At 74.5% G+C, this 26037-nt stretch carries 14 protein-coding genes and 1 CRISPR repeat array (1 of these 15 only partly in view); of the genes, 9 read left to right on the forward strand and 5 right to left on the reverse strand.

Going from position 1 to position 26037, the window contains the following annotated elements; genetic code table 11:
* From ACIRQY_RS02120 to ACIRQY_RS02140, 5 genes are all read left to right on the forward strand, one after another.
* Positions 1-9739, forward strand: the end of a protein-coding gene (locus tag ACIRQY_RS02120) for a lonely Cys domain-containing protein (protein WP_403921731.1). Its footprint begins 17078 nt before the window's first position; only the last 9739 of its 26817 coding nucleotides appear in the window; its start codon lies off the left edge, out of view; its stop codon occupies positions 9737-9739.
* 525 nt (positions 9740-10264) lie between these two features.
* Positions 10265-11080, forward strand: a complete 816-nt coding sequence (locus ACIRQY_RS02125; RefSeq protein ID WP_403921733.1) for a type VII secretion system-associated protein — start codon at positions 10265-10267, stop codon at positions 11078-11080.
* Between the two features lie 3387 nt (positions 11081-14467).
* The gene (locus tag ACIRQY_RS02130) at positions 14468-15304 is read left to right on the forward strand and encodes a hypothetical protein (protein ID WP_403921735.1); all 837 of its coding nucleotides are present in this window, start codon (positions 14468-14470) and stop codon (positions 15302-15304) included.
* A 31-nt stretch (positions 15305-15335) separates the two neighbouring features.
* Complete coding sequence (locus ACIRQY_RS02135; RefSeq protein WP_403921737.1) at positions 15336-16670, forward strand: RICIN domain-containing protein; 1335 nt, start codon at positions 15336-15338, stop codon at positions 16668-16670.
* A gap of 178 nt (positions 16671-16848) precedes the next feature.
* Complete coding sequence (locus tag ACIRQY_RS02140) at positions 16849-17751, forward strand: hypothetical protein (protein ID WP_403921739.1); 903 nt, start codon at positions 16849-16851, stop codon at positions 17749-17751.
* An 852-nt stretch (positions 17752-18603) separates the two neighbouring features.
* Positions 18604-18876: direct repeats of the CRISPR family, unit length 29 nt; unit sequence CGGAACACCCCCGCTTGCGCGGGGACCAC.
* Positions 18877-18995: 119 nt separating this feature from the next.
* On the opposite strand, the gene ACIRQY_RS02145 is transcribed toward ACIRQY_RS02140, so the two are convergent.
* The 5 genes from ACIRQY_RS02145 to ACIRQY_RS02165 all read right to left on the reverse strand — a co-directional run bounded on the left by ACIRQY_RS02145 (position 18996) and on the right by ACIRQY_RS02165 (position 23587).
* Positions 18996-21005 (reverse strand): ATP-binding protein, encoded by a 2010-nt coding sequence (locus ACIRQY_RS02145; protein ID WP_403921741.1) that lies wholly within the window; start codon positions 21003-21005, stop codon positions 18996-18998.
* 64 nt (positions 21006-21069) lie between these two features.
* Complete coding sequence (locus tag ACIRQY_RS02150) at positions 21070-21645, reverse strand: hypothetical protein (RefSeq protein WP_403921743.1); 576 nt, start codon at positions 21643-21645, stop codon at positions 21070-21072.
* A complete protein-coding gene (locus tag ACIRQY_RS02155; protein WP_403921745.1) occupies positions 21642-22826 on the reverse strand; it encodes a DUF6286 domain-containing protein in 1185 nt (394 codons plus the stop codon). The genes ACIRQY_RS02150 and ACIRQY_RS02155 overlap by 4 nt, the downstream gene beginning before the upstream one ends.
* A complete protein-coding gene (locus ACIRQY_RS02160; protein ID WP_403921747.1) occupies positions 22823-23008 on the reverse strand; it encodes a hypothetical protein in 186 nt (61 codons plus the stop codon). Before ACIRQY_RS02160 ends, ACIRQY_RS02155 begins: the two co-directional genes overlap by 4 nt.
* Before the next feature lie 96 nt (positions 23009-23104).
* Positions 23105-23587, reverse strand: a complete 483-nt coding sequence (locus ACIRQY_RS02165; protein WP_351792334.1) for an Asp23/Gls24 family envelope stress response protein — start codon at positions 23585-23587, stop codon at positions 23105-23107.
* 408 nt (positions 23588-23995) lie between these two features.
* Here ACIRQY_RS02165 and ACIRQY_RS02170 point away from each other — a divergent pair, with 408 nt between their 5' ends.
* The 4 genes from ACIRQY_RS02170 to ACIRQY_RS02185 are packed head-to-tail and all read left to right on the forward strand — an operon-like array spanning position 23996 to position 25933.
* On the forward strand, positions 23996-24691 hold the full coding sequence (locus ACIRQY_RS02170) for an RNA polymerase sigma factor (protein WP_403921749.1): 696 nt from the start codon (positions 23996-23998) through the stop codon (positions 24689-24691).
* Complete coding sequence (locus ACIRQY_RS02175) at positions 24688-25401, forward strand: Asp23/Gls24 family envelope stress response protein (RefSeq protein WP_403921751.1); 714 nt, start codon at positions 24688-24690, stop codon at positions 25399-25401. Before ACIRQY_RS02170 ends, ACIRQY_RS02175 begins: the two co-directional genes overlap by 4 nt.
* Entirely contained in the window at positions 25398-25601 is a 204-nt protein-coding gene (locus ACIRQY_RS02180; RefSeq protein WP_403921753.1) for a hypothetical protein, read from the forward strand. Before ACIRQY_RS02175 ends, ACIRQY_RS02180 begins: the two co-directional genes overlap by 4 nt.
* Positions 25598-25933 (forward strand): hypothetical protein, encoded by a 336-nt coding sequence (locus ACIRQY_RS02185; RefSeq protein WP_403921755.1) that lies wholly within the window; start codon positions 25598-25600, stop codon positions 25931-25933. Before ACIRQY_RS02180 ends, ACIRQY_RS02185 begins: the two co-directional genes overlap by 4 nt.
* Positions 25934-26037: the final 104 nt, after the last annotated feature.

Genomic DNA, 26037 nt, shown 5'->3' on the forward strand with positions numbered 1-26037 from the left:
CGATCTGAGGGAGCCCGGGAGCGGTGGCGGAAACGGGTTCCACGCCGCCGTCGCCCTCGCACTGAGCGCGCGTGCGCTCCCGGGCACAGGCACAGGCACAGATACGAGCACGGGCACGGGCACAGACACGGGCACAGACACGGGCCCGGCAGGACGGACCGTGTCCGGTGTGGCCGCCGAACTGGCCCGCGTACTGGACACCGCACAGCTGCCGACAGGGGCCCGGCTCGACCCACGGGCCGTCTTCACCGAGGAGGAGCTGTACGCCGCCGGGCTGACGCGCCCCCTGGCGGACGGGCCGCGCCGGGACTTCGAGCGCGGGGGCGGCAGACTGCCCGCGTCCCTCCCACCGCTGACCGCGCCCGTGCGCGAGGGGCTGATCCGCGCGCATCTGCGGGCCGGGCGCCGCTGGAACAAGGAGACGGCGCTGCTCGCCGCCGCTCTGGTCGCGGACGGCATGGGCCTGCACGTGACGTTCGTGCACGAGAACGGCACCCTCGCCACCTTCGGCACCGCGTCCGCCGACGGCAGCCGGGACATCGTCCTGTACGAGCGCGGCGGCGACTTCCTCGCGGCCGTGCCCCGCGCCCCGCGCAACCCGCGCGGCCCCTGGACCGCCCGCACGACCCCGCCGCCCCCGACCCCGCTGCCGCCCGCGACCGTGGTGGAACCGGCCGGACCGCCCGGCGGCAAGGGCGTCCCCAAGCCCCTGCTGCGCCCGGAGGGCCGCACCGCGCCCGTCAACCGGCTCCTGCGGCCGCAGCGGCACTCCCGGCCCCCGTCCGGCCCGGAGGAGGACACGGCCGCCGGGCGGACGTCCCCGCCGGACGCCCTGGCACACCTCGACGCCCTCCGGAAGGCCGTACCCGCACTCGCGGACGGCCCCCTGGACCTCGTCCGGCTCGCCCGGCACGTCCTGCTCCTCGCGCCCGACGCGATCGTGACCGAGGACCACCGCGCCGAACTCCTCGGCGCCGCGCGGGCTTCGGAGTCGGCCACCGCCCGGAGCCTGGCGGTCCTCGCCGGGTTCGTCCTCGACCGGCGCGGGGTGACGGCCGTGCGGGACGTCGGCCACGACGTGGACGCCTTCGCCGCCCGCGTCCTGCATCTGCCCGCCGCCGACCCGGCCCGGCGCCCGGACCTCGCACGCCTGGTGGAACTGGCGGCGACCGTCGGGCTGGAGCTGGACCGGAGCGCGGCGCTCGGCGCCTTCCACCTGGCGAACGGGGGCCCGCTCGCCCCGGACCGGGTCGTCCGGCGCGGCGACGGGACATCGGTCGGGCGCGACCTCGACCAGCCCCTCGGCGCCCTCGACCTCGACCCGGGCAAGGTCACACTGGTCGGGCACGGGCCCGACGGGGCGTTCGACTTTGACGCCGTCGACACGGCACCCTGGCACCGCCCCGACGGCCCTCCCGCCTGGGTGGTGAGGCTCGTCGGCCCGCTGGGCGAGGGGCTGCTGTCCGGCCGGATCCCGGCGGAGGACATCGCGCTACTCCTGCGCGACGACCCGGAGCGCCCGCCCGACAGCGACATTGTCCTGCTGCTTCCGGACACCGACCGGGCCACGGCCGCACCGGCCGTCGAGGCACTCCTGGGCGCGGTGGTCCGCGCCACCGGGGTCGCGGCGCACACCGCGTACGGCAGGGCGGAGTTCTTCACCGACACCGACGGCCGGACCACCGTGGCACTCGCCCCGGGCCGCCACGGCCGCGCCCGTACCGTCGCGGACTTCCTCACCGTACGACCGGGCGCCGCCCGTTCCTCCCGCCCGTTCACGGACGGCCCGCGCGCCCGCGTCCGTACGGGCGCCAAGCGCCCGGCCCGTCCGACCGGCGCGGACCGGATCGCGAAGAGGCTGCGCCGGATGGGACCGGGAGTGACGCGGGAGGGGGCTGGGCTGTCCGGGACGCCCGAGGCGTCCGGGGCGCTGAAGTCCCCGGGGGTGCCGAGCGGGACCCGTACGGCAGTGACCGGTACGACCCCGAGCGGTACGACGGTGAGCGGGGCTGCTCCGGCCGGGACGGCGCCCGGGTCTGCGCCTGGGGCGACCTCTGCCGAGACGGCGACGGCGGCAACGACGGCGCCCGCCGCGCCCAGGGCCGGGACGACGGGCGAGGCCGGAACACCCCGGGCCGCGAGCACCGCGCCGAGGACCGCGCCGCCCACGGACTCGCCCCTCCGGCCGGAGCCCGGCGACCGTACCGCCCGGTCCGTCCCGCCGACACCGGAACCCGCCGAGGTGCCGTCCGGAGCGCCGGTCATGACGGCCCCGGTGATCACCACCCCGGGCTGGGCCCGGGGGCGGGCGCTGCCGGTCGCGCGGGACGGCGACTGCCTGCCGCACGCGTTCGTGGCGAGCGCTCCGAGGCTGGTACGGGACCGCCTGTTCGGTCCCGACCGGCGGAACCGCTCCGCCGCCGACCGGTCCGCGCACGCCTGGCTCTCCGACACCGACGGGGTCCGTACGGACCTGGCCGCCGGTACGTCGGGACCGGACGACCTCCATGTCCTGGACGCCCTGCGGAACTTCGTCGCGGAGTACCTGGAGTCGAGCGGGGGGCGGCTGCCCGTGGAGATCGTCGTCCAGTACCGCGCCTCCGTGCCCGGAGGAACGGCCGCGGCCGTCGCCACCATGGGCACGGCGGAACTGATGACCCGGCTGACCGCCCTCGGAGTGCCCGTGCCGGACCCCGAAGGGTACGGCGGGCAGCAGGAGTTCCTGGGTGAGCTGCGGGACCTGGTCCTCAGGCACACCCCGCTGACCCGGTCGGAACTCGGCGTCCTGCGGTCCGCGGTCCTGGACTGGAGCAACCGGTGGAACTCCGACGTCGGCGATGTCTTCCCGCACCTGCTGGCCCACGCCCTCGGCGTCCGGACGGACATCGCCTGGTACCGGTACCGCCCGGACGGCCGGACGGAACAGCGGGGGCTGCTCCGGGGCATCGGTCCGCAGGGCGCCGCCTGGGAGATCGAACTGTTCCGCAGCGCGATGGCGCCCGGAGCGGGGTCGGGCGGGACGGAGCACTACGAGGGCGGCGACGCCCGTCCCCGGTTCGTCGCGGGCGCGCCGTCCCCGGCCGTCGCCGCGCCCCGAGCCGTCCGGGCGGAGCCTCAGACGGTTCGGGCGGAGCCTCAGACCGTCCGGGCGGAGCCTTCGGCCGGTCGAGTGGGGAATCCGGCCGCCCCTGCTGCTGTCGCAGCCTCCCCGGCGGCCCCCGCCACGACTTCTCCCGCCCCGGGCGCGGTCGCCGCGGGGACATCTCCCGTCGCCCGTCCCACGGCCTCTCGCGGCACCGAGGTCTCCGGCAGGCCGCCCACCGCGCCGGGGGAGTGGGAGCGGGGCGCCGACCTCCACCTCGTGACGGCGAAGGACGGCGGGGTGACTGGCTCCGTGTCGGTCGATCCGGACATCGACCAGGAGGGCGAGGGGAGCAGTCGCGCGGCCGGACAGGGACCGCGCTCGGGGGCCATCTCCTACGTCTCCTCCACCACTGAGGAGCGATCCGGTGGATTCGGCGAGCAGCGGAACGAGACCTGGGAGTGCAGGAGTTCCGCCTACGGTTCGCGATTCGGCGCTCCGAGCGCCCTGGGCCTGATGCCGGCCGGGCCGGGGCTTCCGGCGTCGGTGTTCCGGCGCGGTCCCGTCCGGCCACCGCTCCTCACGCCCGCCGGATCGACGGCTCCCGTGGCGCGCGACCCCGACGAGGACCGGGCGGTCATACGGGACCGGGACGCCGAGGCGCTCACGCGCGCCTGGGAGGAGCACACCCGGGCCGTGGAGCAGGTCACGAGGGTCGGACAGGAAGGGGAGCCCGGCCCGGACGCCGTGCCGGACGCGGGTGCCGCCGTGCGGCGGCTGGAGGAGGCCACGGCCCTGTTGTACGCCTCGGGTGTTCCGCTCGCCGAGCTGGCGGCGCGCGTACCCCGTGCGGTCCCCGGGTCCCCGGCGCCGCTCTTGGGCGGCGACCGGCGGTCGTGGCTCGCGGGGTTGGTGACGGACGTCGATCTGCCCTCGGACGTGCCCTGGTTCGCACCCGACGCGACCGTCACGACGGCCGAGTTGCGCGACGCGCGCATCGAACTGGACCAGGGGCAGGAGCTGGAGGCCGTGATGGGCGGCGGTGTCCTCCCGGCGCACCGCCTGACCTCGTCGGCGCGGGTACGGCTGCTGCTGTCCCGGTCCGGCACAGGACCGGAGGGGATCGAGACGGTCGCGGCCACGGTGGCCCGACGACTGTGGCGGTCCGCGTCCGTGACGTTCGCGGCGGACGTCACGGAAGGCCAGGGCACGTCCCGCAGGGACGACGGGACACGGCGGGGCGGTACGGCACGGCACGGCGACGGGACACGGCGGGGAGTCATGGCACCCCCCGGCGTTCGGGCGCCGCAGGACCGCACGGCCGGGCAGGAAGCGGGCGCACCGCAGGGCGGTGCCGCCGGAACGGGCGCGGAGGCCGCACAGGACGGTACGGCTCCGCAGGACGGCGCCCGGCCGATCCGCCCGGTCGGCATGGCGGAGGCCGAACGGGCCTGGGACCTCGCCGCTTTCCTCGTACTGCCGACGGGACCGGACACCGCCCTTGGTGACCACCGGTACGCCACAGAGGAGTTCCGTGCGGCGGTCCGCGAGGTCGCCGCGCTGCTGCTCCCCGGCGGTCACGACACCCACGCGGCCGTGCGACTGGCCGACGCGCTGCGGCAGGAGCGGGGACTGCGCCCCCGGTGGACCGGGCCGGACCCGTTCGCGGCCCCCACCCCGACCGCGACGGCACCGGCCACGCTCCCCCCGACCCCGACCGCCCCGACCGTGACGGCACCGGCCGTGACCGTGACGGCATCGGCCACGCTCCCCCCGGCCGCCGAGCGGCGGATCGCCCGGCAGCGGGCGGACGCGGACCGGAATACGGCCCTGCTCCCGTCCGTGGCCACGGCCATGACTTCCGCATCCCGGCCGGACGCGGACGCGGACGAGGCCGCTGCCGTACGGACGGACGAGGCCGCTGCCCTACGGGTGGACGCCGAGGTGTCTTCTGTCGCGCCGCTGAGCGAGGATGAGGAGTCCGTCCTGTTGACGGGCGGGAATGAGGATTCCGCCGCGCTGGCGGACGCGGACGACACTCCCGCCCCGCTCGCGGACGCGGGCGAGGTCCTCGCCCCACTGGCGGTACGGCGCGGAACCCTGGCCAGGTCCAGGTCACTGGAAGCGGATACTCCCGGCCTCCCGCTGTCGCCCGCCCCGCCGCTCGGCCAGGGGACGCCCCTCGTCCTGCCTGCGGGCACGGGCACACCCCGTACCCCACGCACCTCAGAGGTGTTCACCGTCCCCGTGACGAACCGGGACCCGAACCCGAACGCGGACCCGGACCCGAACCCGAACGCGGGCACGCACGCGCACGCGGGGTCCGACACGGGTGCAGGCGTGTCGGCGGACGCCGAAGCGCCCTCGTCCGCCGACACCGCGACCGGCCCCCCGGCGACCTTCGCCGACGCCGCTCACCCCGCTCCCGGTGGCCCCGCCGCACCCCCCTCCGCGTACGACCCGGAGACGCACTACGACACGATCATGACCTCGCTGTTCGGGCGGCGGGAGGTGCCCGGCGCGCGGGACGCGCTGCGGCGCCTCAACGCGATGCGTGCCGGTGTGCCCGCCCTGCGCGGCGGCCCGCTGGACCTGGACGCGCTCGCGCGGTACGTGTTCGGCCTGGACCGGGACGCGCCCGTCGCCGCCCGCGAGCACATCGAACTGGTCCGGGTGGTCGCGGATCCGAACATGGGGGGCGTCACCCGTCTCACCCGGCTCGCCGCCCTCCTCCTCCAGCAGCGCGGCACACTGGGCCCGGGCGTCCGCTTCACCACCCCGAACGGGGTGAGCGGCATCAACTGGACGGATCGGCCCCTGACCGCGCCCCTCGACCTGGACACCGTTCACGACGGCGTCCGGCAGCCGGACGGCACGTTCGCCCTCGGGGCACCCGCGCCCGCGCCCTGGAAAGGCGGGACCACCCCCTACGTGCTGGTGGCCGACGGGGACGACAGCACCGTCGTCGTCCGGGGGACGGGCGGATTCGAGCGCCGGGTGGCGAAGGAGATCGTCGTCGAACTCCTCAGCCTCGACGAGGTGTTGAACGGACTTCCCGCCGACGTACGGCTCCTGATGCTCACCTCGTACGCGGCGGTCGGCAGCACCCTCCTGCCGCGCGGCACCGCCGTCACGCTCGGCCGGGACGTCTGGTCCCCCAGCGGGGGCGTCGCCCTCGGCCCGCTGCCGGGCAGGCCCGGCTGGACGGGAACCGGTCTCGACGTGTCACCCGGGCTCGGCATCGTCGGCGGCTGGCTGCTCAGCGACCCCACGCTGCCGCCCGCCCCCGCGCCGGGCGCCGAGGACTGGGAGCACCAGGTGGTCTCGCTGCCCGTCATCGGCCGCGACCACCGTTCCACCGGGCACATCTCCGTACCGCTGACCGAGACCCCTGCGACACTGCGCCGCAGGGCCGTGATGGCGGTGACCCTCGCGAGGGCGACCCACCTCGTGCACTACGACCACGCGACCGGGACCTTCAGCGCGCCGGTCGAACTGGCCTGGCGGGAGGACGGGCCGGGCACCGACGTGTACTTCGAGGCCAAGCACGGACTGCCGGGCCGGTCCGGATGGACCCTGACCGGCGGGAAGAGCGTCTCCACCAGCGGAGCGCGCTCCTCCGGAGCCCTGGCGCGGCGCCCGAGCACCCGGGGCAAGAAGCGCCTGGTGAAGATCGTCTGCTTCGGCGGTCAGGCCGAGGGGAGCGCGTTCACCGGTCCCTACGGCCCCGCCCCCTACATCCCCGACCCCCTGGCCGTCGATCACGAGGCCCAGCGGTACGCCGACGACGAGGGCGTCGTGGTGTACGCGGCCCGGCGCCAGCTGCTCGCCGGAACCTTCGGCCCCCGGGGCGAGTACATCGCCGTCGACAACGACGTACGGGGCGGCGAGTACGGCCTGGAGCGGGTCCTGCCCGAACCGAGGGGCGCCGCACTGGACGAGCGCGCCCGTACGGCCGGACTGCACGGCGGTCCCGGCCCCGCCCCGGACGACGTCCGCGAACGGACGCTCCGGCTGGTCCGGCTGGTGCGACTGCTGTTCGGCGCCGAGATCGAGTGGAGGACAGACGTCCACGCGGACCTGCTGCGGGGCGCCGGGGCGCTGGAACTGATGGCCCGCCACGACCCCGCGCTCGAACGGCTCCCGCTGTTCACCCTGGACCTCTTCGACCGCGTCGCGGCGGCCGACCACGAGCGTCACGCACCCGGCACCCCGCTCGACCGGGAGGCCAGGGCGCGGGTGCTGGGCCGGGCCGCCGACCGGCTCGCGCGGGACCCGCGCACCCCGCTCTCCGCCCACGTCCCCGTCCCGACCGTCACCGACGCCGTACGCAGGCTCATGGGCCGCCCCGAGACCGACGCCCTCGCCGCCCAGGTCCTGCGGCTGCCGACGACCGCCCCCGTGGGACCCGCCGAACGGTCCCGCCTGCTGTGGGCCGACATCAGGACGGGAGAGACCCTGCGCACCCTCCGGGCGAGGGGCGGGGACGACGAGGTGGACCGGGTCGCGGCCCAGGTCCTCCACGTCAACGCCCCCGACCCCCAATACCGCAACGCCTTCCTCCAGTTCGTGCGCATGACGACCGCCGCCGGACGCGATCCCCTGCAGCCGAGGGAACTCGGCGAGGCCTTCCTCGAAGCGAGCGGCGCGTTCGCGGACACCACGCTGGTCCGCCGCCCGGACGGCACGGTCATCGGCCGGGACCACACCGGACGCCCGGCCGGCACCGTCGACTTCGACCCGACCCGACTGACCTTGCTGAGGCGGGCACCCGACGGAACGCTCGTGGCCGACTCCACCGTGCCCGCGCCCTGGCACACCGGTGGTGCCACCGGGTCCGCCTCCGCGCAGCCCTGGCTGTACCGGGCGGACCGCCGTGACCCCGGCAGCGTCGACATGCGCGGGATCGCCGCGCCGCACGAGGAGATCGCCGAACTCCTCTACCGCGACGGGGGCACGGGCCACCTGCCGCTGGCCGACCCCGGCGTCCTCCTGGTCCCCGGCTCCCGGCCCCGCCCCGGAACCCCGGCCGTGGACAGCCTGCCGGGCCGCAGCGCCCTCCTGACGGGCCGTCCGATGTGGGCCGCGTACGGCACACCGACGCTCCACACCGACCCGGGGACGGGGCGCACCACCGTCGCCCTGGAACCGGACGCCGCTGGAAACCCGCTGAGCGCCGCCGACTTCGGGCTCGTACGAGTGGAGGACGTCCGCCCGGCGCCCACCGGATACGCGCCGCTGTCGGCCGCCATGACCGTGCCCGGCACGGGCGTCCCGGTCGCCCCCGTGGGCGGCGCCCCCGTCCCGCTGCCCGCCGCGCCGACGTTCGCCGGGGACGAGCCGAGCGCCGTGACGGACGACACGGCCGGGGACGTGGGCGGTGAGGCGGCCCGCGACGACCACCGCCCCTATGAGCGCACCGGACCGGCCACCGCCCGGCTCAGGGGAACCTCCTACGCGCTGGGCACCGGCGAGGCCCCCTCCGGCGACCTCGCCCGGTCGCTGAGCGATGCCCTGCGAGCCGCCCGGGTAGAACCGCCCGTCCCCGCCGCCGAGTTGCTCGGCTGGGTGGCCCGGCGGACGGCCCCGGAGGACCTGCGGCCGGACTCCGCCGAGGCACGGCGCCCGGACGACGGCCGTGCGGTCGAGGTGGCCGCGCTGCGCACGGCCGGGGTCACGCTGGAGGGCGGCCAGGAGGCGGAGGCCGTGATGCGGGGCGGCACCTTGCCCCACCACGCCCTCACCCCGCTCCAGCGGTTCACCCTGCTGGTCGCCTCCCTGGGCCACGCACCTGTTCCGGAAGTCATGGCACATGCGGTCGAATCGGTAGTTCTCGCCGTCACAGCACGGGAGTTGGGTGTCACCATCGCTCTTGCCCGAGCCGAGGGCGTGGTGACGGAGTACGGCGTCGAGGCCGGACCGCCCGTCCTGCTGGTGCGGGACGGTGGCCGCTACCTGCCAGGGGCCGTGGTCCCCACCGGGCGGCCCACCGTCGCGGAGCCGCCCGGAGGCCGGCTCGCGCTGCGGGACCTGCCACCGCCGCCGAGCACCGAAGAGCTGGTCGCCGGACTGCCCGAGGACAGCGACACGGAAGTGCACCTGAAACGCGGTGTGACCCCCACGCAGAACGCCTATCTGGAGGCGGAGATCAGGCGGAACTCCTTCGTCAGCTTCCCCCGGATGCTGCGCGAGGCCGACGAGAGCACCGCCAGGCCCGATGCCCGCTCCGTCCAGGAGTACGTCGGCCAGCAGCGCAACGCGGACACGGAACAACTGGTCGAGTTCACCACGGACTCCGTCACGGCCCGCACCTTCGCCTCGGAGGCCCGGTTCGGCTACGTGCTCACCGTCCGGATCAGGAGGAAGTACCTCCGCAAGGGCGCCTCCGGTTCGGAGAAGGGCTGGATCGCCCACCAGAACGCGCCCTACGAGATCGTCGCGGTCGAGGAGATCGACACGACGGGACAGGGAGGGGTGACCGTGCTCACCGACGAGCAGTTCCGTGACGTCGTCGAACGGGAGGAACTGGCCGAGTTCCTCCTGAGGATCCAGACACCGGAGGGGCTGGCGGGACACATGGGCACGATCGCGGTCGCGGACAGGGCGGCGGAGGCGCGAAGGATCGCCGCGCTGCGCAGGGCGATGATCCGGGAATGACGCCCCCTGTGGGCGCGGGCCCGATCCCCGACGCGGAGCACTCGCGGCCTGCGGAGCACTCCCTCCGCAGGGAGCGGTCCCTCCGTGGGGTGGCGTCTGCCCGCGTGGACACGCCGAGAACGCGTCGGCCCGCACGGAGGTCACTCGTCGTCCGCACTGTCAGTGCTACCTCAAGAACAGCTCAGGTGGCGGGCTTTGCGTCATCCTCACGTGTGATGATGGGGGTTCCTGATCTTCCCGGTCTTCCTGATCTCCGAGATCCGGTCGGCCTCCGAGATCCCCGAGTTCCGCATCTCCGAGTTCCGGGCGGTCTCCCCGATCCACCCGGTCCATGCCAGCGGCTTTTCGCGTCAAGGGAGTTGACGCGGGAGTCGACCTGGTCCGCGTACGGGCCAGGGGTGGCCCGGACCGTCACGGTCGGGAAGTGGCGGCCCGAGGGGGAGCGCCGGACGCCCGAGGGTGCCGTACCGGCCGTACCGAACGCACCCCGCAATGAAACCAGTCGGCCCAGTGAGCGAGGACATCATGAGCGACAACGGAGCCTCCGCCGTGCCTTCCCCCGCCGGTACGGGCGAGTTGTCGGCCGGGGCGCCGGATGCCGAGGCGTACGTCTCCGCCGGGTCGGCTCCCGTCGGTGCGGACGTGACGGCCACCGTCCGGTCCGTGGGCGACGGCATCCCGCAGCCGCCGGAGGAGTTCATCAGGGCCGCCAGGCTCTCGCCGGACCACTGGCTCTATCTGACCGACCCCGCCTGGCAGGGCGAGGGCGCGCCGCCGGACTGGGCCGTGGTGGGCCAGTGGCGTTCCGACGGCGACGGCGCGATCGTCGACTGGCAGGACAACGCGACCTACCGGCCCTCCCCGGAAGCTCTCGGCTGGCCCGAGCCCGAGGACGACGTGGACGCCGCCATCCAGCTCGCCACCACCGGCTACGGCCCGGCGGAGGACGTCGCCGCCGCCCTGGCGCGGGCCGAGGTGGCGGTCCTGGTCACGGCGACCGGCGAACCGGTCAGCGCCTCGGCGCCCGACGGCACCGCGGTCGTCCCGGTCTACACCTCGCCCGCGTATCTGCACGCGGCCGGACGGCTGGGATTCGAGCGGGTACGGGTCCCCGACCTGCTGGAACGGCTGCCCCAGGGCCACAGTCTGAGCATCAACAGCTCCGCCCCGGTCAGCATGGTGATGACCACCGACGGACTGGCCGACGTCATGGCAGCCGCGGCCGAACACCCCGGGGACGGGTTCGGGGAGGCGGACGAGAGCGGGGAGCGGGCGGGGAACCCCCACGTGCCGCCGTCGTCGGAACAGTTCGGCGGGACGACCGCGCGCAGTGCTCCGTAAGATCCGATTTCCTCGGTGTGGAAGGCCACTTCGCACCGCACGGAGGCGGGGAAGAGGGCCGTGTGATGAACCGGGAACCCGAGCGGGTGCGCCGCACCCGCCGGGGCGAGTCGAGTGGGAAGGAGAGGCGACGTGAGCCGTTCCGGCGGTGACCGGTCGTGGTGGTTCGGCGGTCGGGCCAGGGCGGGGCGGGATCCAGGACGGACCCGCGCGTCCGCCTCCCCGCCGGAGGAGACCGGTGCCGCCGCCCCGGAACCCGGCCGGGCTCCACTCGTCGAGGAGTACGGCACGCTGATCCTGCTCCGTGCCGCGCACGACGTCACGATCGGCGGGACCGCCACGCGTGAACTGGCCGATCTGCTCGGCGCGGAGCCGGGCGTCACCACCGTCGTCACCGGCACGACGGACCCGAACGGCGCCTCGGAGCAGGAGTTCTGGCGCTCCCTCAGCACCTTGCTCGACACCCTCCGTGAAGCGGGCACGCGTACCGTCCGGCTCGTGATGTCCGGCGCGGGGGACGAACGGCCCCAACGGCCCTCCGTGGCCCGGCGTGTGGCCGACGCCTGGGAGATGGAGGTCATCGCCCCCGACGGCGAGGTCCAGATCGTTCCCGGCGGCTCCCTCTTCGTCCGCCCCGATCCGCCCCACTTCCGGGGCTGGTGGAGCTTCTCGCCCGGGGTGCGGCCGGTGGCCCTGGGCACCCGCCAGCCGTCACCCGCCTGGCAGGCAGGGATCGAAGGGGTCCCCGGACGCACGGACAGCGGCTGTGTGATCCACCAGATCCCGGCGGGACTGCTGGCGCGCTCGCCCTACGCTGCCGAGCCGGAGCGCGGTGACCTGTGCTATTCGGTACCGATGGACCCCCGGGGACCGACCGTCCTCGTCGGCGTCCCGGAGGGCGCGGACGTCTCGGCGTCCGACCTCGGCCAGGTGCTCACCGCGCTGCCCCCCGACCTCCGCCCCCGGGTGCGGCTCGCCCCCGGCAGCCCCCGGGACATCCTCCGCACCGGCCAGAAAACGGCCGAACTGCTCGGGACGGAACTGGTGGTGAGCACCGGGATGCCGCTGCTCGGCCCCGACGCCCCGGGCGGGGGCGCCCTCGCGCAGTCCGTGGTCATCGGCGCCGACGGGGCCACCCGGTGGCGGCCGTTCGTCGACGCGGTGGTGTGCGCGCCTGCCGTCGACGGCGGGCCCGTGCCCGCCCCCCGTCTGCTCCGGTGGAGATCGCCCGTCCCTGGGCGCGGCAACGCCGAGCAGGGCACGGTACGGCTCTCCGACCGGTGGCAGGTCACGGTGACCCGCGCCGGGCTCTGGGTCACCGGGGCCACGGAACCGGACGCCGAGGCCTCCGCTCCTGTGGCCCGTGAGGTGGACCCCGAGGGACCCGCTGTCGAAGTGGGCCGTTCCGGCGAGGAACTCGACGCCTCCCTCTGGCCCGAACTCGCCCGGCTGCTCTCCGGTCTCGGCACCGATCTGTCGCGCCGGGCACGGCTGTACGTCCACGGCACGGCCACGGACGGCGGACAGGCACTGCGGACCCTGGCGGCCCGGCACGGTGTCCGCACCCTGCGTTTCACTCCGCGCCCCGCCCGAGCCCCCGGCTCCGTTCCGGGCCCTCTGTCGTCCGTCGGCCCGCTCCCCGCACCGGGCACCCGGCCGGCGTCCCCGGAGACCGGCCCGCGCGGCCATGGTCCCGGGCGCCCGGCGATGGAGGGGGCGGCCGGTCCCGGCCTCCCGCCGCCGACCGCCGCCGAGGCCCGTCCGCCGCAGCCCGGAGGCGTCGTACGAGGCCGGGCGGCACAGCCGGACCGACCGGCTCCCGCCCCTGCCCCCGTCCCCGCCTCAGCCTCCGCCGCACCGACAGCACCGACAGCGCCGATGTCCGGCACGCACCACGGGGCTTTCCCCGATGCGGCCCGAGGCCCGGTGTCGTCGGCTCCCTCGGCGGGACGGCCGACGCCTTCGGGACGGCCCGTACCTTCGGGCGGGTCCGCCGGGGGAGGGCCAGGGAGGGTGCCGGATGCCCCGACACCTTCCCGAGCCCCGACAACGGCCGGGCCGCCCGGGGGAACCTCTCCCGCCCGCCCGCCGATGACGGGCACCGCCCCGATGACTGACCCTGTCCCGATGACGGGCACCGCCCCGGAGCCGGGCGTCCACGGGGCCGTACGGTCCGCCGGGCGAGAGATGCCAGGGCCCGAGAGGGGCGCGGGGCGTGACACAGCGGCGCCCGCGCCCGGCGTACGCCCGGTCCCGGCGGGTGCCGGTGGCGACACCGGCCGGGACACCCCGTCGGATACGGGTGGCGGAACACTGAAGGGCCGCGCCCGGGCTTCGGACAGCGAGCCGACCGCGACCGCCGATCATGCGAGGCCTCCGGTCTCGGCACCGGAACGAGGGCGCGGCCCGGCGCTGGACACCGGCGAGGGACCCGAGGACCCGCCGGAGACGGCGGCACCGGAGCCGCCCCGGACCGGTGCGGTTCCGGACAGAGCGGGGCAGTGGCCGGACGTGCGGCGATCCCCACTGGAGGCCGCTGTCCCGGAGGGGACCGGGGAGACGGGAGAAGCCGGGAAGGCCGAGGAGACCGGGGGGACGCCGGGGAGGGACGCCTCGCCTGCCGCGTCTGTTCGCAGCGGTGACGGTGGGCACGCGGCTCTTCCGGACGAAACCCGGACGACCGAGCCCCGTGGGGATGAGGCTTGTCCGGACGAAGCCCGTCCGGAGGGTGTTCCTGCGGACGGGGCCGGAAAGCGGTCAACCGGACGGCGTGAGGTGACACAGGGCGGCCCCGTCCCGGACGTGGCGGATCACAGTGGCCCCGTGGCGCCGCCGCGCGCCGTACCCACGGCCACGGGGATGCCCACCGAGACCACGGACGCCCTGACGGAGACGACCACGACCGAACCACGCGCCACCAAGCACCCGAACGATCCGTCGATCCCGGTGGTTCCGGTGGTTCCAGTGGTCCCAGCGAACCTGCCGGTCCCGGCGACCCCGGTGACCCCTTCCAAGTCGGTGGTCCGGGAGGCCCCGTCCACCCCAGTCGGCCCGTCCACCCCGCCCACGTCGGTGGTTCCGGCCGTCGCGGACGTCCAAGCTGCCCCTGACACCCCCCGAGGAGGCGGCATTCCGGCCGAGCCGGGCTCCCCGGCCGCCCCCGCAGACCCTGGAGTGGGTGCCGTCCCGGCGCCCGCTGCTGTCCCGGTGGCCCGGACAGTCCCCACCACCTCAGCGGCCCCCACCACCTCCGTCAGCCCAACCGCCCCTGTCATCCCGGCGCCACCGGCCACCCCGACTGCTCCCGCCGACCCGATTGCCTTGCCCGGCCCCATCACCTCACTCCGCCCAGCGGCTCCACCAGCCCCACCAAACCCAACACCCCAAATGCCACGCACACATGAGCCCGCTGCGTTCGGACCGCTGCTGCCGGTGCCGTTCATGCCCGGCCATGTCAGCACGCAGGGCGAGCGGGTGGCCTTCCGGGCGTTGGCGGGGGCCGAATGGGACCGGCACGGCACGGCCGTGAGCCGGACGCTGACGCGTCTGCCCGCACTGCGCGGCCAGGAGCAGGAAGCGGTCCGTGCCGATCTGATCGCCCTCCACCTCTATCTGCACACTCCTGAGGGCCCGTTGAGCCCCGAGGTGCTCGCCCGGGGACTGCGCGACGGGGACCGGCGACTGCTGCCGTACGCCGCCTGCGTGACCTCCGGACTGCGCCGGATGCCCTCGTACCGGGGGCTCGCGCTCCGTGGCGCGGGCGATGCCCATGGGCCGGACGCCGATGTCCTGGAACCCGGGGCGCTGCTGCGCGACCCCGCCCCCGTGTGCGCGCTGCCCGTCGGGGCGGACGTACCCACGCCGGGAGGAGCGCGGTACGCCGTGTGGTCGGTGACGGCGCGCCGGGTCCGTCAGCTCGCCGACCGCCCGGGGTCGGACCCGGCGCGGCACGAGGTGGTGCTGCCGCCGGGCACCCTCCTGCGGGTGCTCGACGTCCGCGACGAGGGCGGTTCGCCGCTCATCCTGCTGCGCGAGGTGCCCCTCACCCGCCCGGACGCCCCGGCCCGCCACGGCGGCACGGAACTCGACGCGGAGGATCTCGCGGCGCTCGCCCGTCTGGACGAGGCGCTGCGCGAGCGTCCCCCGGCGCCCGGCCCGCCCGTATGGCCCTGGCCGTGCGAGGGCCCGCTGCGACGGGCCATGGCCCGTACACCGTCCGACTGACCGACCTGGCCGAACAGAAAGCGGAGACTCGATGCCAGCACAGGAAGAGAACGGGCTGACCGGGCCCGTCGTACGCCGTGCCGTCACCATGCGCGGTACGAACACCGAGCCGGATGCCCAGGCGCTGCGGCCCCGCTCGGCCGACGCCGAGACCGCCGTACCCGAGGAGGAGCCGGACTCCTCCCCGGAGGGCGGTACGAAGGACGGAGCCCAGCCACCCACAGGGGCGGAAGCGTCCAGGGACATGCCGGAACCGTCCTCCGCCGTGGGTGGTTCCGTCCCTTCCGGCGCGGAGGCCGCCTCCGTAGCGGAGCCGTTCTCGGCCGAGGAGACCGCCTCCGGGGAGACCGCCTCCGCGGAGACCTCCCCCGGGGAATCGTCCTCGGCGGAGGGGAGGACGGACGGCGGCGCGGGCTCGTTCGCATCGGTGGCCGCCGAGGCCGGGGGCCCGCCCGGGACATCGGAAGGCGATACCGGCTCCGCCGGGGACGACCCTCCCTCGGGCCGCCCCACCAAAGCGCTGCTCGCCGCCGCGGGCATCGGGGGCGCCCTGCTGATAGCGGTGCCGTTCCTCGTCATGGGCGGCGACTACGACGACAAGACCGAGCCTGCGGCGATGGCCGGACAGGCGTCGGCACAGACCCTGCAGAAGGACACGGAGACGGTACGGCCGGGGACCTACGCGCCCAAGTCGCCCGAGGCCGTGACCCCGAGCCCGAAGACGGCGGAGCCCACGCGGACGAAGGAAGCACCGAGCCCGACCGCGCCCCCGTCGTCACCGGACCCGGTCAAGGGCGAGAAGCCGAAGGAACAGCCCCCGAAGAAGGAGACCAAGACCGAGCCCAAGGCGCCCGTGCGGGGAAGCAAGCCGAAGCCCCCGCCTCCGCCCAACTACTCCAACATGAAGCGCGTGCTGCTCCGGAACCTGTCGACGAAGATGTGCGCCGACGTGCCGTACAACGACGGGGGCCAGGCCAAGGGTCCGGTCAACCAGTGGTACTGCAACGGCACGGACCAGGACAACCAGCTCTGGGACTTCGAGGTGAGGTACAAGGGCAAGGGCCCCGGTTCCACCGACCTCTTCCAGATCAGGAACCGCAAGGACGGGCTCTGCATGGATCTGGGGGAGTTCGACGGCCGCCCTCCCGGCACGAGGATCGCGGAGTTCTACTGCAACGGCACCACGGACGACAATCAGCTGTGGTGGCTGGACTCGCGTGGCGGCAAGACGTTCTGGATCCGCAACTACGCCAGTGACAACCAGTGCCTCGAAGTCGTGAGCGGCGCGGGCATCCAGCCCGTGGACGCCCCCCTGGACATCCAGCCGTGCCACAGCGGCGACGACTTCGAATGGACGCTCTGGTAGAGCCTCCCTCCGGCTGGTCCCACCGGGCCCCGGCCTCCACGCGGAGGTCGGGGCCCTGCCGTGTCCACCCGTGCCCGGCGCGAATCCTCCACCGGCCGGGGCGGCTCGTTGGGGCCATCGGGTGAGAGCGCGTGTGTCGCCGTGTGCCGGGGCCGGGCCGCCCAGCACAGTGGGCCCCATGGTGACATGGCGGCGGTACGCGGTGGCGGGTGCGGTGGTGGCGGCTGTGCTGGGCCAGGGTCCGGGGAGCGCCGGGGCGGCGGAGGAATGGGACCGGGTCGGCGAGGGCATCGTCTCGGGGGTCAGCGGCGCGTCCTTCCTGCCCGGCGGCGAGCTGCTCGTCGTGCACGACAACAAGCGCGGCGGCGAGAAGCGCGTCTCGGCCGTCCGGTGGACCGGGGAGGGCCCCCGGGCCGACGTCCTGACCTGGGAGGGCCCGCTGCCGGTGGACCTGGAGTCCCTCAGCGCCGTACCCGGCAGGGCCGGGGAGTACGCGGCGCTGGAGAGTTCCGGCCACGGTTACCACTTCGCCGTGGCCGACGGCACGGCACGCGTACTGCGCGAGTTCACTGTCCCGGGCGTCGTGTCCGGGGACAACTACGAGGGCTTCGCGCTCGTCGGTCTCAGGGGCGGGCTGACGGCGGTGTGGGCGCATCGAGGCCAGGACCAGGACCCGGCGGTCGTCCGCGCGGCCCGGCTCGACTGGCCCACGCTCGCCTTCGGCCCCGCCGACAGCGCACCCCTGCGGGTCCCCTATCCGGTGGAGGGGGTGCGGCACGTCAGCGACCTCGCCGTCTCCGGCACCGGACGGATCACGGTGACCTCCGCGTCGGACGCGGGGGACGACGGGCCGTTCGACTCCGCCGTGTACGACGCGGGCACGGTACGACCGGCACCGCCGCTGCGGCCCGGCGCCGGCCCCGTCCTCGAACTGCGCACGACACCGAGGGAGCTCGCCCGTTACCCCGGGCACAAGATCGAGGCCCTCGGATGCCCGCAGGGCCCCGGCGCCGGAGTGCTCGGCACGGACGACGAGAACCAGGGCGGCTCCGTACGCACCGAGCCCCTCTGCCCCCGCTGACCACCGCTAAGGCCCCGGACCACAGCTCGGACAGGCGCGGCGATGCGCTCGAACGCTGCGAGCACGGCCAACTGGAGGATGGCTGCCGGAAGACGTCGGCGAACGTGGGTCGTCAAGCCTGACTCTCCGTCCGATGCTCCTTGCAAGGAAGAGGTCGGGTGGAGGGGCCGTGCGCCATGCACGACCCTCCAAGTGAAGAGGGAAGAAGTGGCCGGGGAGCGTCATCCGAGCGCGGAGGCGCAGGCCCAGGTTCGTCTCCGTTGGCACATGCGCCAGGCGCACGACACGGAGCTGCCGCTTCCTTGGCGGTAGAACCGTCTCCTGGATCCCCGTCGCGGTCGGAGCCCCCTCACGAAGTGGTGGCAGCACGCCGACCGGGGCGGGACATCATCCCCCGATGGAGTGAGGACGGGCGATTCCGCACCACGCACGACAGGTGGAGGCGGCACGGTGAAGTGACACCCCTTGAGGAGATTCACATGGTGCTCACGCCTCCGTCATGCCCCCAGTGCCCGGACAACCGGCTCGTCTGGAAGGACACCACCCGCACCCGGCCGGGTGCCGAGGACCACTGGACGTGGTACTGCACCGGCTGTTCCGGATCCTGGAACCCAACCGCCGAGCACAAGGAGATCTACCATGGGGCACCGACGGGACCAGAGCGTTTCGCGCTGTCGGCAGCTACCTGACCCGCTGCCGGGGATGCCGTACAACACCAAGACCTGCTCCGGGCAGAAGAGCACGGTGTACTCGTACGACGACCATGGAAATTGCGTCTCACAGACCATGTTCCCGTGCAACTCGTGCGGCGACAGCTGACGTTGTTGCGTAGCCCCCTGTGGCCACAGGGGGCGGAACACCCCCGCTTGCGCGGGGACCACATGGCGGCCAGGAACGTGCTGGCGTCCATGCTCGGAACACCCCCGCTTGCGCGGGGACCACGAACCGACATGACCGAGGACCAGGCCGCGGAGCGGAACACCCCCGCTTGCGCGGGGACCACGACAGCCGCTCCTTCAGGGAGAAGCTGAAGGACGGAACACCCCCGCCTGCGCGGGGACCATGACGCCGTGGTGGTGGCCACCGTGACACCGGACGGAACACCCCCGCCTGCGTGGGGACCACCCTTTCTGGGCTGGGGTTTCAGGTGGGCTTTGTCTTTATCTTTTCCTTTGTGGGGGGTGTTTGGCATGGCTTCATTCTGGCAGGGGAAGCTGGGCCGGTGGGGTTTCTGGTCTGGTTTTTCAGTTGGTTGTGAGGATTGATTCCAGTGTTGTGTATGGGTCCGACAGGGTGGCCAGGAAGTAGGTGTTGTCGTAGGCCGTGTCTCCGATTCTCCGGCGGGCTGTCTGCTCCGCGTGCCGGCGCATCGGTTCCAGTTCGGGGGTGCCTCGTTGAGGGTGGCCCACCAGTTCCCAGAAGACCTGGCCGGTGCCCGAGGCCGCGGCTGACTCCTCCGCGCGGTCCAGTGCTGTCAGCGCCGCTGCCAGCAGGTCGAGGCCCAGGCCCAGGCCGAAGGCGTCGCCGATGAGCCGTTTGTCCCGCAGCATGGCCCTGGCGTGACCGGCGGCGTCGGCCGACCGCTGCTCCAGGAGCGCCATCACCGCCAACTGGTACTCCGTATAGGAACGCGTCCAGTGCTCGCCCACCGAGACCGCGTCCGCGCGCAGTGCCTCGGCTTCGGCGCGGGCCGTTCCGAGGTCACCCGACGCCGTCAGGGCGAAGACCCGTACCAGGCGGCACCGTGCCGTCGCCGGGGCGCCGATGCCCGGGCCCGCGAGCGCCAGGTCCGAGACGGCGAGCGCGCCCAGCGGCTCGCCGCGCATCAGCATCACGAGGCCTCGCAGATAGGCGGCGTCCGCGAGCAGCGTGCCGTCCGCCTCCCGTACCGCCTCCTCCTGTGTCCTGTCGGCCAGCCGCTCCGCCGCCTCGTACTCGCCCCTGAGACACCGCACCACGCCGAGCGCCCAGCAGAGCCGCGCCAGGACGCCCGGGTCCGTGACGGGTGTCTGGATGCACTCCTCCAAGTAGTGCGCCGCCTCGTGCAGATGGCCCGAACAGGCCCAGAAGAAGCCGATGGAACCGGCCAGTTCCGCGGCTCCGACCGGGTTCGTCGCGAGGAGGTGTTCGAGGGCGTCGCACAGATCGCCGTAACAGGCGGCGAGCGTGGCGTACGAGGACGACTGCTGAGGCCCCCACCAGGCGTGTTCGGCCGCCAAGGCGAGCCGCTGGAAATGACGCGCGTGACGGTCGGCCGTCGCCCGTGTCTCGCCCAGCTCCGCCAGCCACAACGCCCCGTACTCGCGCACCGCGTCGAAAACGTGCAGCCGGTCGCCGGAACGGGTCAGCACGCTCTTGCGGATCAGGCCCTCCATCGCCGCCTCCAGCCGCGCGTCGGTCAACGGCCCGCCCCGGCACACCCACTTCACATCGCTCACCGTGGCACCCGAACGGAACACCGACAGCCGCGCCCAGAGGAGCCGTTCATGCGGCTCGCACAGTTCGTGGCTCCAGCCGATCGTGGTCCGCAGCGCCCGGTGCCGTACCGGCAGGACCCGGCTGTCCGGGCCTTCGGCGAGCGCCAGTCTGCCGCGCAACAGCCGGGCCATCGCCGGTGCGGGGCGCTCCGGGAGCTGGGCGGCGGCCAGTTCGAGGGCCAGCGGGACGCCCTCCAGCCAGTGGCACACCTCTGCGGCGGCGACGCGTTCCTCGGGGCTGGTCAACCGTACGCCCGTGGCGGCGGCGCGCGCCGAGAAGAGTTCCAGGGCCTCGGTGTCGAGGGAGAGCGGGCCGACGTGGAAGACCGTCTCGCCGTCCGTCCCCAGCGGTTCCCGGCTGGTCGCCAGGACCACGAGCGCGGGGCACCGCGCGAGAAGTGCCCTGACCAGCGCGGCACATGCGCCGACGAGGTGTTCGCAGGAGTCCAGGACCAGCAGCACCCGGCGCGTGCCGATCCGGGCGGCGAGGGCGTCGACCGGATCGTTGGGGGAGTGGTCCGACAGGCCGCAGGCGTCCGCGACCAGCGGGGTGAGCAGGGTGGCGTTGGTCAGTGACCAGAGGGGTGCCCAGTGCCCGGCGGTGAACGGGGCGCCCTCGACCTCCACCGCGACCCGCGCGGCGAGACGGGACTTGCCGATCCCGCCCATGCCCACGAGGGTGACCAGTCGCCGGTCCCGTACCAGGGAGACCAGCTCGTCGATGTCCCGCTTCCGCCCCACGAACGGTCCGCTCTGCGGCGGACTCCAGCTGTGCATGTCCTCATTCTCCGTCAGAAGGGCTGAGGCATCCGGCCGGGCGTCGTCTTCCGGCCAGGGTCCGTCAGGCGCGCCCGCCGCGGGGGAGACGGAGGCGGGCCCGGCGGAACCGGACCCGCAGGAGAACGGTCCGGGGAGCCAGTGCGTACTCCAAGTCGCCTTGCAGAGTGAAGAGTTCGGGGATCACTTCCTGTGGGGTCGTCCCGGGGTGCAGAGAGACGTCCATGTGGATGAGGAGTCGCAGGCGCCGTCCGGTCACGCGGCTGCGGCAGCGCGCCACACCGGGGACGGCCCGCGTCCTGGTATTGACCGCGTTCCGCAGTGCCCGGGTCCGTAGTGCCGTGTCCGGGGCGGCCGGCGACAGCCGGGACGGCCCGCGCGCCCGTGTCCCGGCGAACAGGGCTGCGGCCACCCCGCAGACGGCGGCCAGCGCGTACGGCCACCATCCGGGGGCGGTGAGACCCACCGGGCCGTGCGCGCCGAGAAGGGGCGCGCCCTTCCCGGGGAGCGGCCACCACGACGGGAGTCGTACGGGCCAGGGGCCCGCCTCCACCGCCGCGAATCCGCCCAGGGCCAGCAGCCCGAGGCCCGAGAGGCCGAGCGCGAGGCGGCGGGCGGCCGTCGCGGTTCCGTCGCTCATCGGACTCCTCCTTGAGGCCGCGCGGTGTTCCCGGTGTTCCCGGTGTTCGTACGGTCCGGGAGGTCCGTACGCTCGGTGTGCTCGGTGTGCTCGGTGTGCTCGGTGTGCTCGGTGTGCTCGGTGTGCTCGGTGTCCTTCGGGCCGTCCGGTACCCACAGGTCGTCGGGGCGCAGCCGGACGCGCGAGTGTGGCGGGCGGTGCGGGCAGCAGGCGGTGATGACGCCGGCCGCCGCCGCTTCCGCCGCGAGTGTCGTGGCGGACGGGTCGCCATGGAGCAGACGCGCCCGGACGGTGACGCGCCGCCGCCGGGCGCGGACCCGTACCCGGGTGACGCCGGGCGTCGCCGCCACCGTCTCCCGTACGAGTGCCGCGACGAGGTTCCGGTCGACCGCCGACACCAGACCCGGCGCGGAGGAGACGGGCCACGGTCCGCGTCGGCCGGGGAGGATTGCCAGGGCGATCAGGAGGGCACCGGTCCCGGCGGCCAGCAGGGCCAGGAGGAGGAGTTCGGGATCGCCCGGACCGTATCCGGCGAACCGGTCCAGGAGGTCCGTGCGCCAGGCCGCCGGGCGTCCGCCGGTCATCCGGACCCGCAGTTCGTCGGCCGTGGCGGCTCCGGAGGGCAGCGCCACCGCGAGGGCGAGCGTGGTCAGCGGGACCCGGCGCGGGGACCACCGGCGGCGGGGGACGCGCGGCCCTCGTCGGCCTGCCGGGGCCGGCCGTTCCCTCACGGCCGGTCGGGGCGCGGGGACTGTCGGCACGGGGGCCGCGACCGGCGGTGCCGTCCGCACCGGCAGCCGCAGGGCCGTGACCTCGACGCTCGGGCGGGGCACCCGCAGACCGGTCAGGAGTTCCGTGCGGGAGGAGACGTGGTCCTGGACGGCCCGTACGGCGGCGGTGACGGAGCCGGTCGCCCGTACGGGACCGGTCGTTGTGGTGCGGCCTTCTGGCGTGACGGTCAACGCGATCCGTACGCCCGTGCGGGCGCGGCCTCCCCGGATTCGGGCGGTCGCGCGGGTCACCGTGCTTCCCGGTGGCAGGGCCTCGCTCGCGGTGCGCTCGACGATCCTGCGGACGGCCTTCTCCGAGACGCTGAGGGTGCCGGGGGGCGAGGTGCGGGCGGCGGCCGGAGCGACGGCGTCGGGCACCGGAGCGGTCGTGGGTGGGGTCGCGCGGGTCATCGGCGGCCCCGTCCGACCGCGTCGAACAGGTCCTGGACCCGGCCGCCGCCGTCCAGCCAGTGTCCGACGGCCCACCCCGCCGTGCCCAGGGCGGCCACGAGGAGGAAGGCCGGAAGGCCTCCGAACCAGCCCGCGAAACCCAGGGCCATCCCGGCCGCCATGCCTGTGGACGACGCCGTCATCCGTTACTTCCCTTCTCCGGGCCGCCTCGGTGGCGGCAGGACCGACTGGACGGGCGGCCAGGTGTCGTCTCCCGGACACGGGCCGCCGGGACGGGGTCACTCCACGCGGGTGTCGACCGGGGACTCCCGGTCGTCGTCCGGCAGGTGCACGTCGTTGACGGCGATGTTGACCTCGACGACCTCCAGACCGGTGATGCGTTCCACGGCCTCGACGACGTTCTCCCGGACGTCCCGCGCCACCTCGGTGATCGGGACGCCGTACGTGACGATCAGGTCCAGGTCGACGGCCGCCTGGCGCTCGCCGACCTCGACCTTCACGCCCCGGCCCACGTGGGGGCGCCCGCCGGGGACCCGGTCGCGGACGACGCCGATCGTCCGGGCGATCCCGCCGCCCATGTCGTGGACGCCGTGGATCTCGCGCGCCGCCATGCCGGCCACCTTCACGACGACCACCTCGGCGATCGACGTCCTCCCCCGCTCGTGCACGGGACGGTCCGCCCCTTCGGGCCCCGGAGCCGCCGGGGCCGGTACGGACGGGGCCGGGACGTGCTGGGTGGCGGAAGCGGTCTGGGGGGTCATGGTTTTCCTCCTCGGTGGGGCGGTGGACCGCCCGCACCCTTTCTCTTCTCGGTTCGGTACGGCGGTGAGCTGTCTTCACCTCTACTGACACCGGTCGTCCGGCGCTGTGACGCGGGAAGTCGGGAAAAGTCCGGGCACTGAGAAAGAGCCGGATGTCCGGAAGAAGCCGGATGCCGGGGTGGGGTCCAGGGGGAGGAGCGGGGCCGGGCGCCGGGAAGACGGCGGCAGGGCAAGGGGCCGCGCGTCGGAAGGCCTGCCCGTGCCCCGTACGGACGGCGCCAGTGACCGTACGAACATCTGTCGGGTGCCCCTGTGGGGCATCCGGACACCGTCTCGGCTCCGAAGGACGCGTGACAGCGCGGCCTCCGGCCTGTCCACGGACCGGAGGCCGGGGAGAGGAGCCGCCCGATGGCGGGTGCCCGTACCGACCACGTTCCGCCGGACACCCTCGACGGCCCGCCGGAGCCCCGGAGGCCGTCCTGGGCCGAGGACCCGCCCGATCCGCCCGACCCGGACGATGCGCCTGACCTCCCTGACCTCCCTGATCTGCCTGCCCCGGACGACAGGAGCGACGAGCCCCTGCTGGTGGCTCGGTCGGCCGAGGGCGACGAGGAGGCGTTCGCCGTGCTCGTGCAGCGGCACGCGCCGACGCTGATCCGGCTCGCCACCCGGCTCCTCGGGGGCCGTACCGAGGCGGAGGACGCCGTTCAGGAGGCCTTCATCAGCGCCTGGCGCAGACTTCCCCAGTTCCAGGGCCGCTCCTCCTTCGCCACCTGGATGTACCGGATCGTCACCAACCGCTGTCTGAACGTGCTCCGCCGCAGCGCCACCACGGCACCCCTGGAGGCCGCAGGTGACGTGCAGGCGCCCGAGCACACGGTGTCCCCGCCGCGTATCGCCGAGGCACGCGACGCGGTCCGCGAACTGCGCGAGGCGCTCGGCCTCCTCTCCGCCGAGCAGCGGGCCTGCTGGGTCCTGCGCGAACTCGACGGATGTTCCTATGAGTTCATCGCGGAAGCGGTGGGGATCAGCCAGGAGGCGGTGCGCGCCCGGGTCTTCCGCGCACGACGCTGTCTGACACGAGTGATGGGGGACTGGCGATGACCACGCACACCACGCCGCCCGACCACGAGGACGGGTTCGACGGCGCGGACGAGCGCCTGCCCTGCGGGCGGCTGCTCGCCGAGGTCTGGGCCCTCGCCGAGCGCCGCGAGCCCGTACCGCACGCGTCTGATCCCTACGCGTCCGATCCCTACGCGTCCGAGCCTCACGCGCCTGATTCCCACGTGTCCGGACCCGGGGTCTCCGTTGCTCATCTGCCCGGTTCCCGTGAGCCCGATCCGCACCCGTCCGGCTGCGACGCCTGCCGCCGGGCCGTGGACGACCTCGAACGGCTCGGGTCGGCCGTACGGAGACTGCGGGACGAGCCGGACCTCCCCGTGGGGGACACCGCGTCGCTGACGAGCCGGATCATGGAGGTCGTACGGCTCGAACTGCGCCCGGGAAGGCCGCTTCCGCTGGGGCGGGCCGCCGAGGACCTGTGGATCATGGAGGCGGTGGCCGCGCGTGCGCTGCGGGCGGCGGCGGAGACAGTCCCCGGCGTCAGGGCCGGATCGTGCCGTTTCCACAGCACGGCGGCGGGCGCGGTGCCGACCGTCCGCATCGAGGTGCACGCGCCCGCCGACCGGCACCTCCCCACCGTCGCCGAAACCATCCGCCTCGCCGTACGCGGGGCGGCCGACCGCGCCCTGGGGATGCCGGTCGGGGCCGTGGACATCGTGATCTCCGACATCGCGGCCCCCGGGACGGCGTGACCCCCGGCAACACGATTTCCGCCACTGTGGCTTCCGGGGCCACGGTGCCCGAGGCCGCGATCTCCGTCACTGTGGCCTCCGGGGCGGTGGTGCCGGAAGTCGTGATCTCCGGTACCGCGGCCCGCGAGGCAGTGGTGCCCGAGGTCGTGATCTCCGGTGCCGCGAGCAAGTCCGCCGAACCCGAAGGGACGTTCCGATGACCGACACCACCCGCGTCACGCTCTCCGAGGAGATCGCCCGCGCCGTACTGGAGGTGCCGGGCGTCGCCTTCCTCAGGCCCCGGCTCTCCGGGCTGCTGAGGTCCTCGGCGGGCGCTCCGGGGCCCGACGGGACGAGCGCGGGCATCTCGGTGCGCGAGGCCGAGGGCGGCGGGTCCTGGGACGTCGGGGTGCGCCTGGTGGCCCTCAGCAACGACCGCACCCTCGAAGTCGCCCGCGCGGCGCGGCGGGCCGTCGAGGACCGCTTGGAATCGCTGCTGCCGGGCGGAGCGGCACACGCCCACGTCACCGTGACGGTCACCGGACGCGTCTGACCAGGGATCTCCCGGCGTTCACCGTTCCTCTGGCGCTTGCGGCTCCTCCGGCACTCCCGGAGTCCCGTCTCCTCCGGCCCGTCGCGCACGGCCCGACGGACATG

It is taken from the genome of Streptomyces sp. NPDC101490 (assembly GCF_044767145.1).
GTDB lineage: Bacteria > Actinomycetota > Actinomycetes > Streptomycetales > Streptomycetaceae > Streptomyces.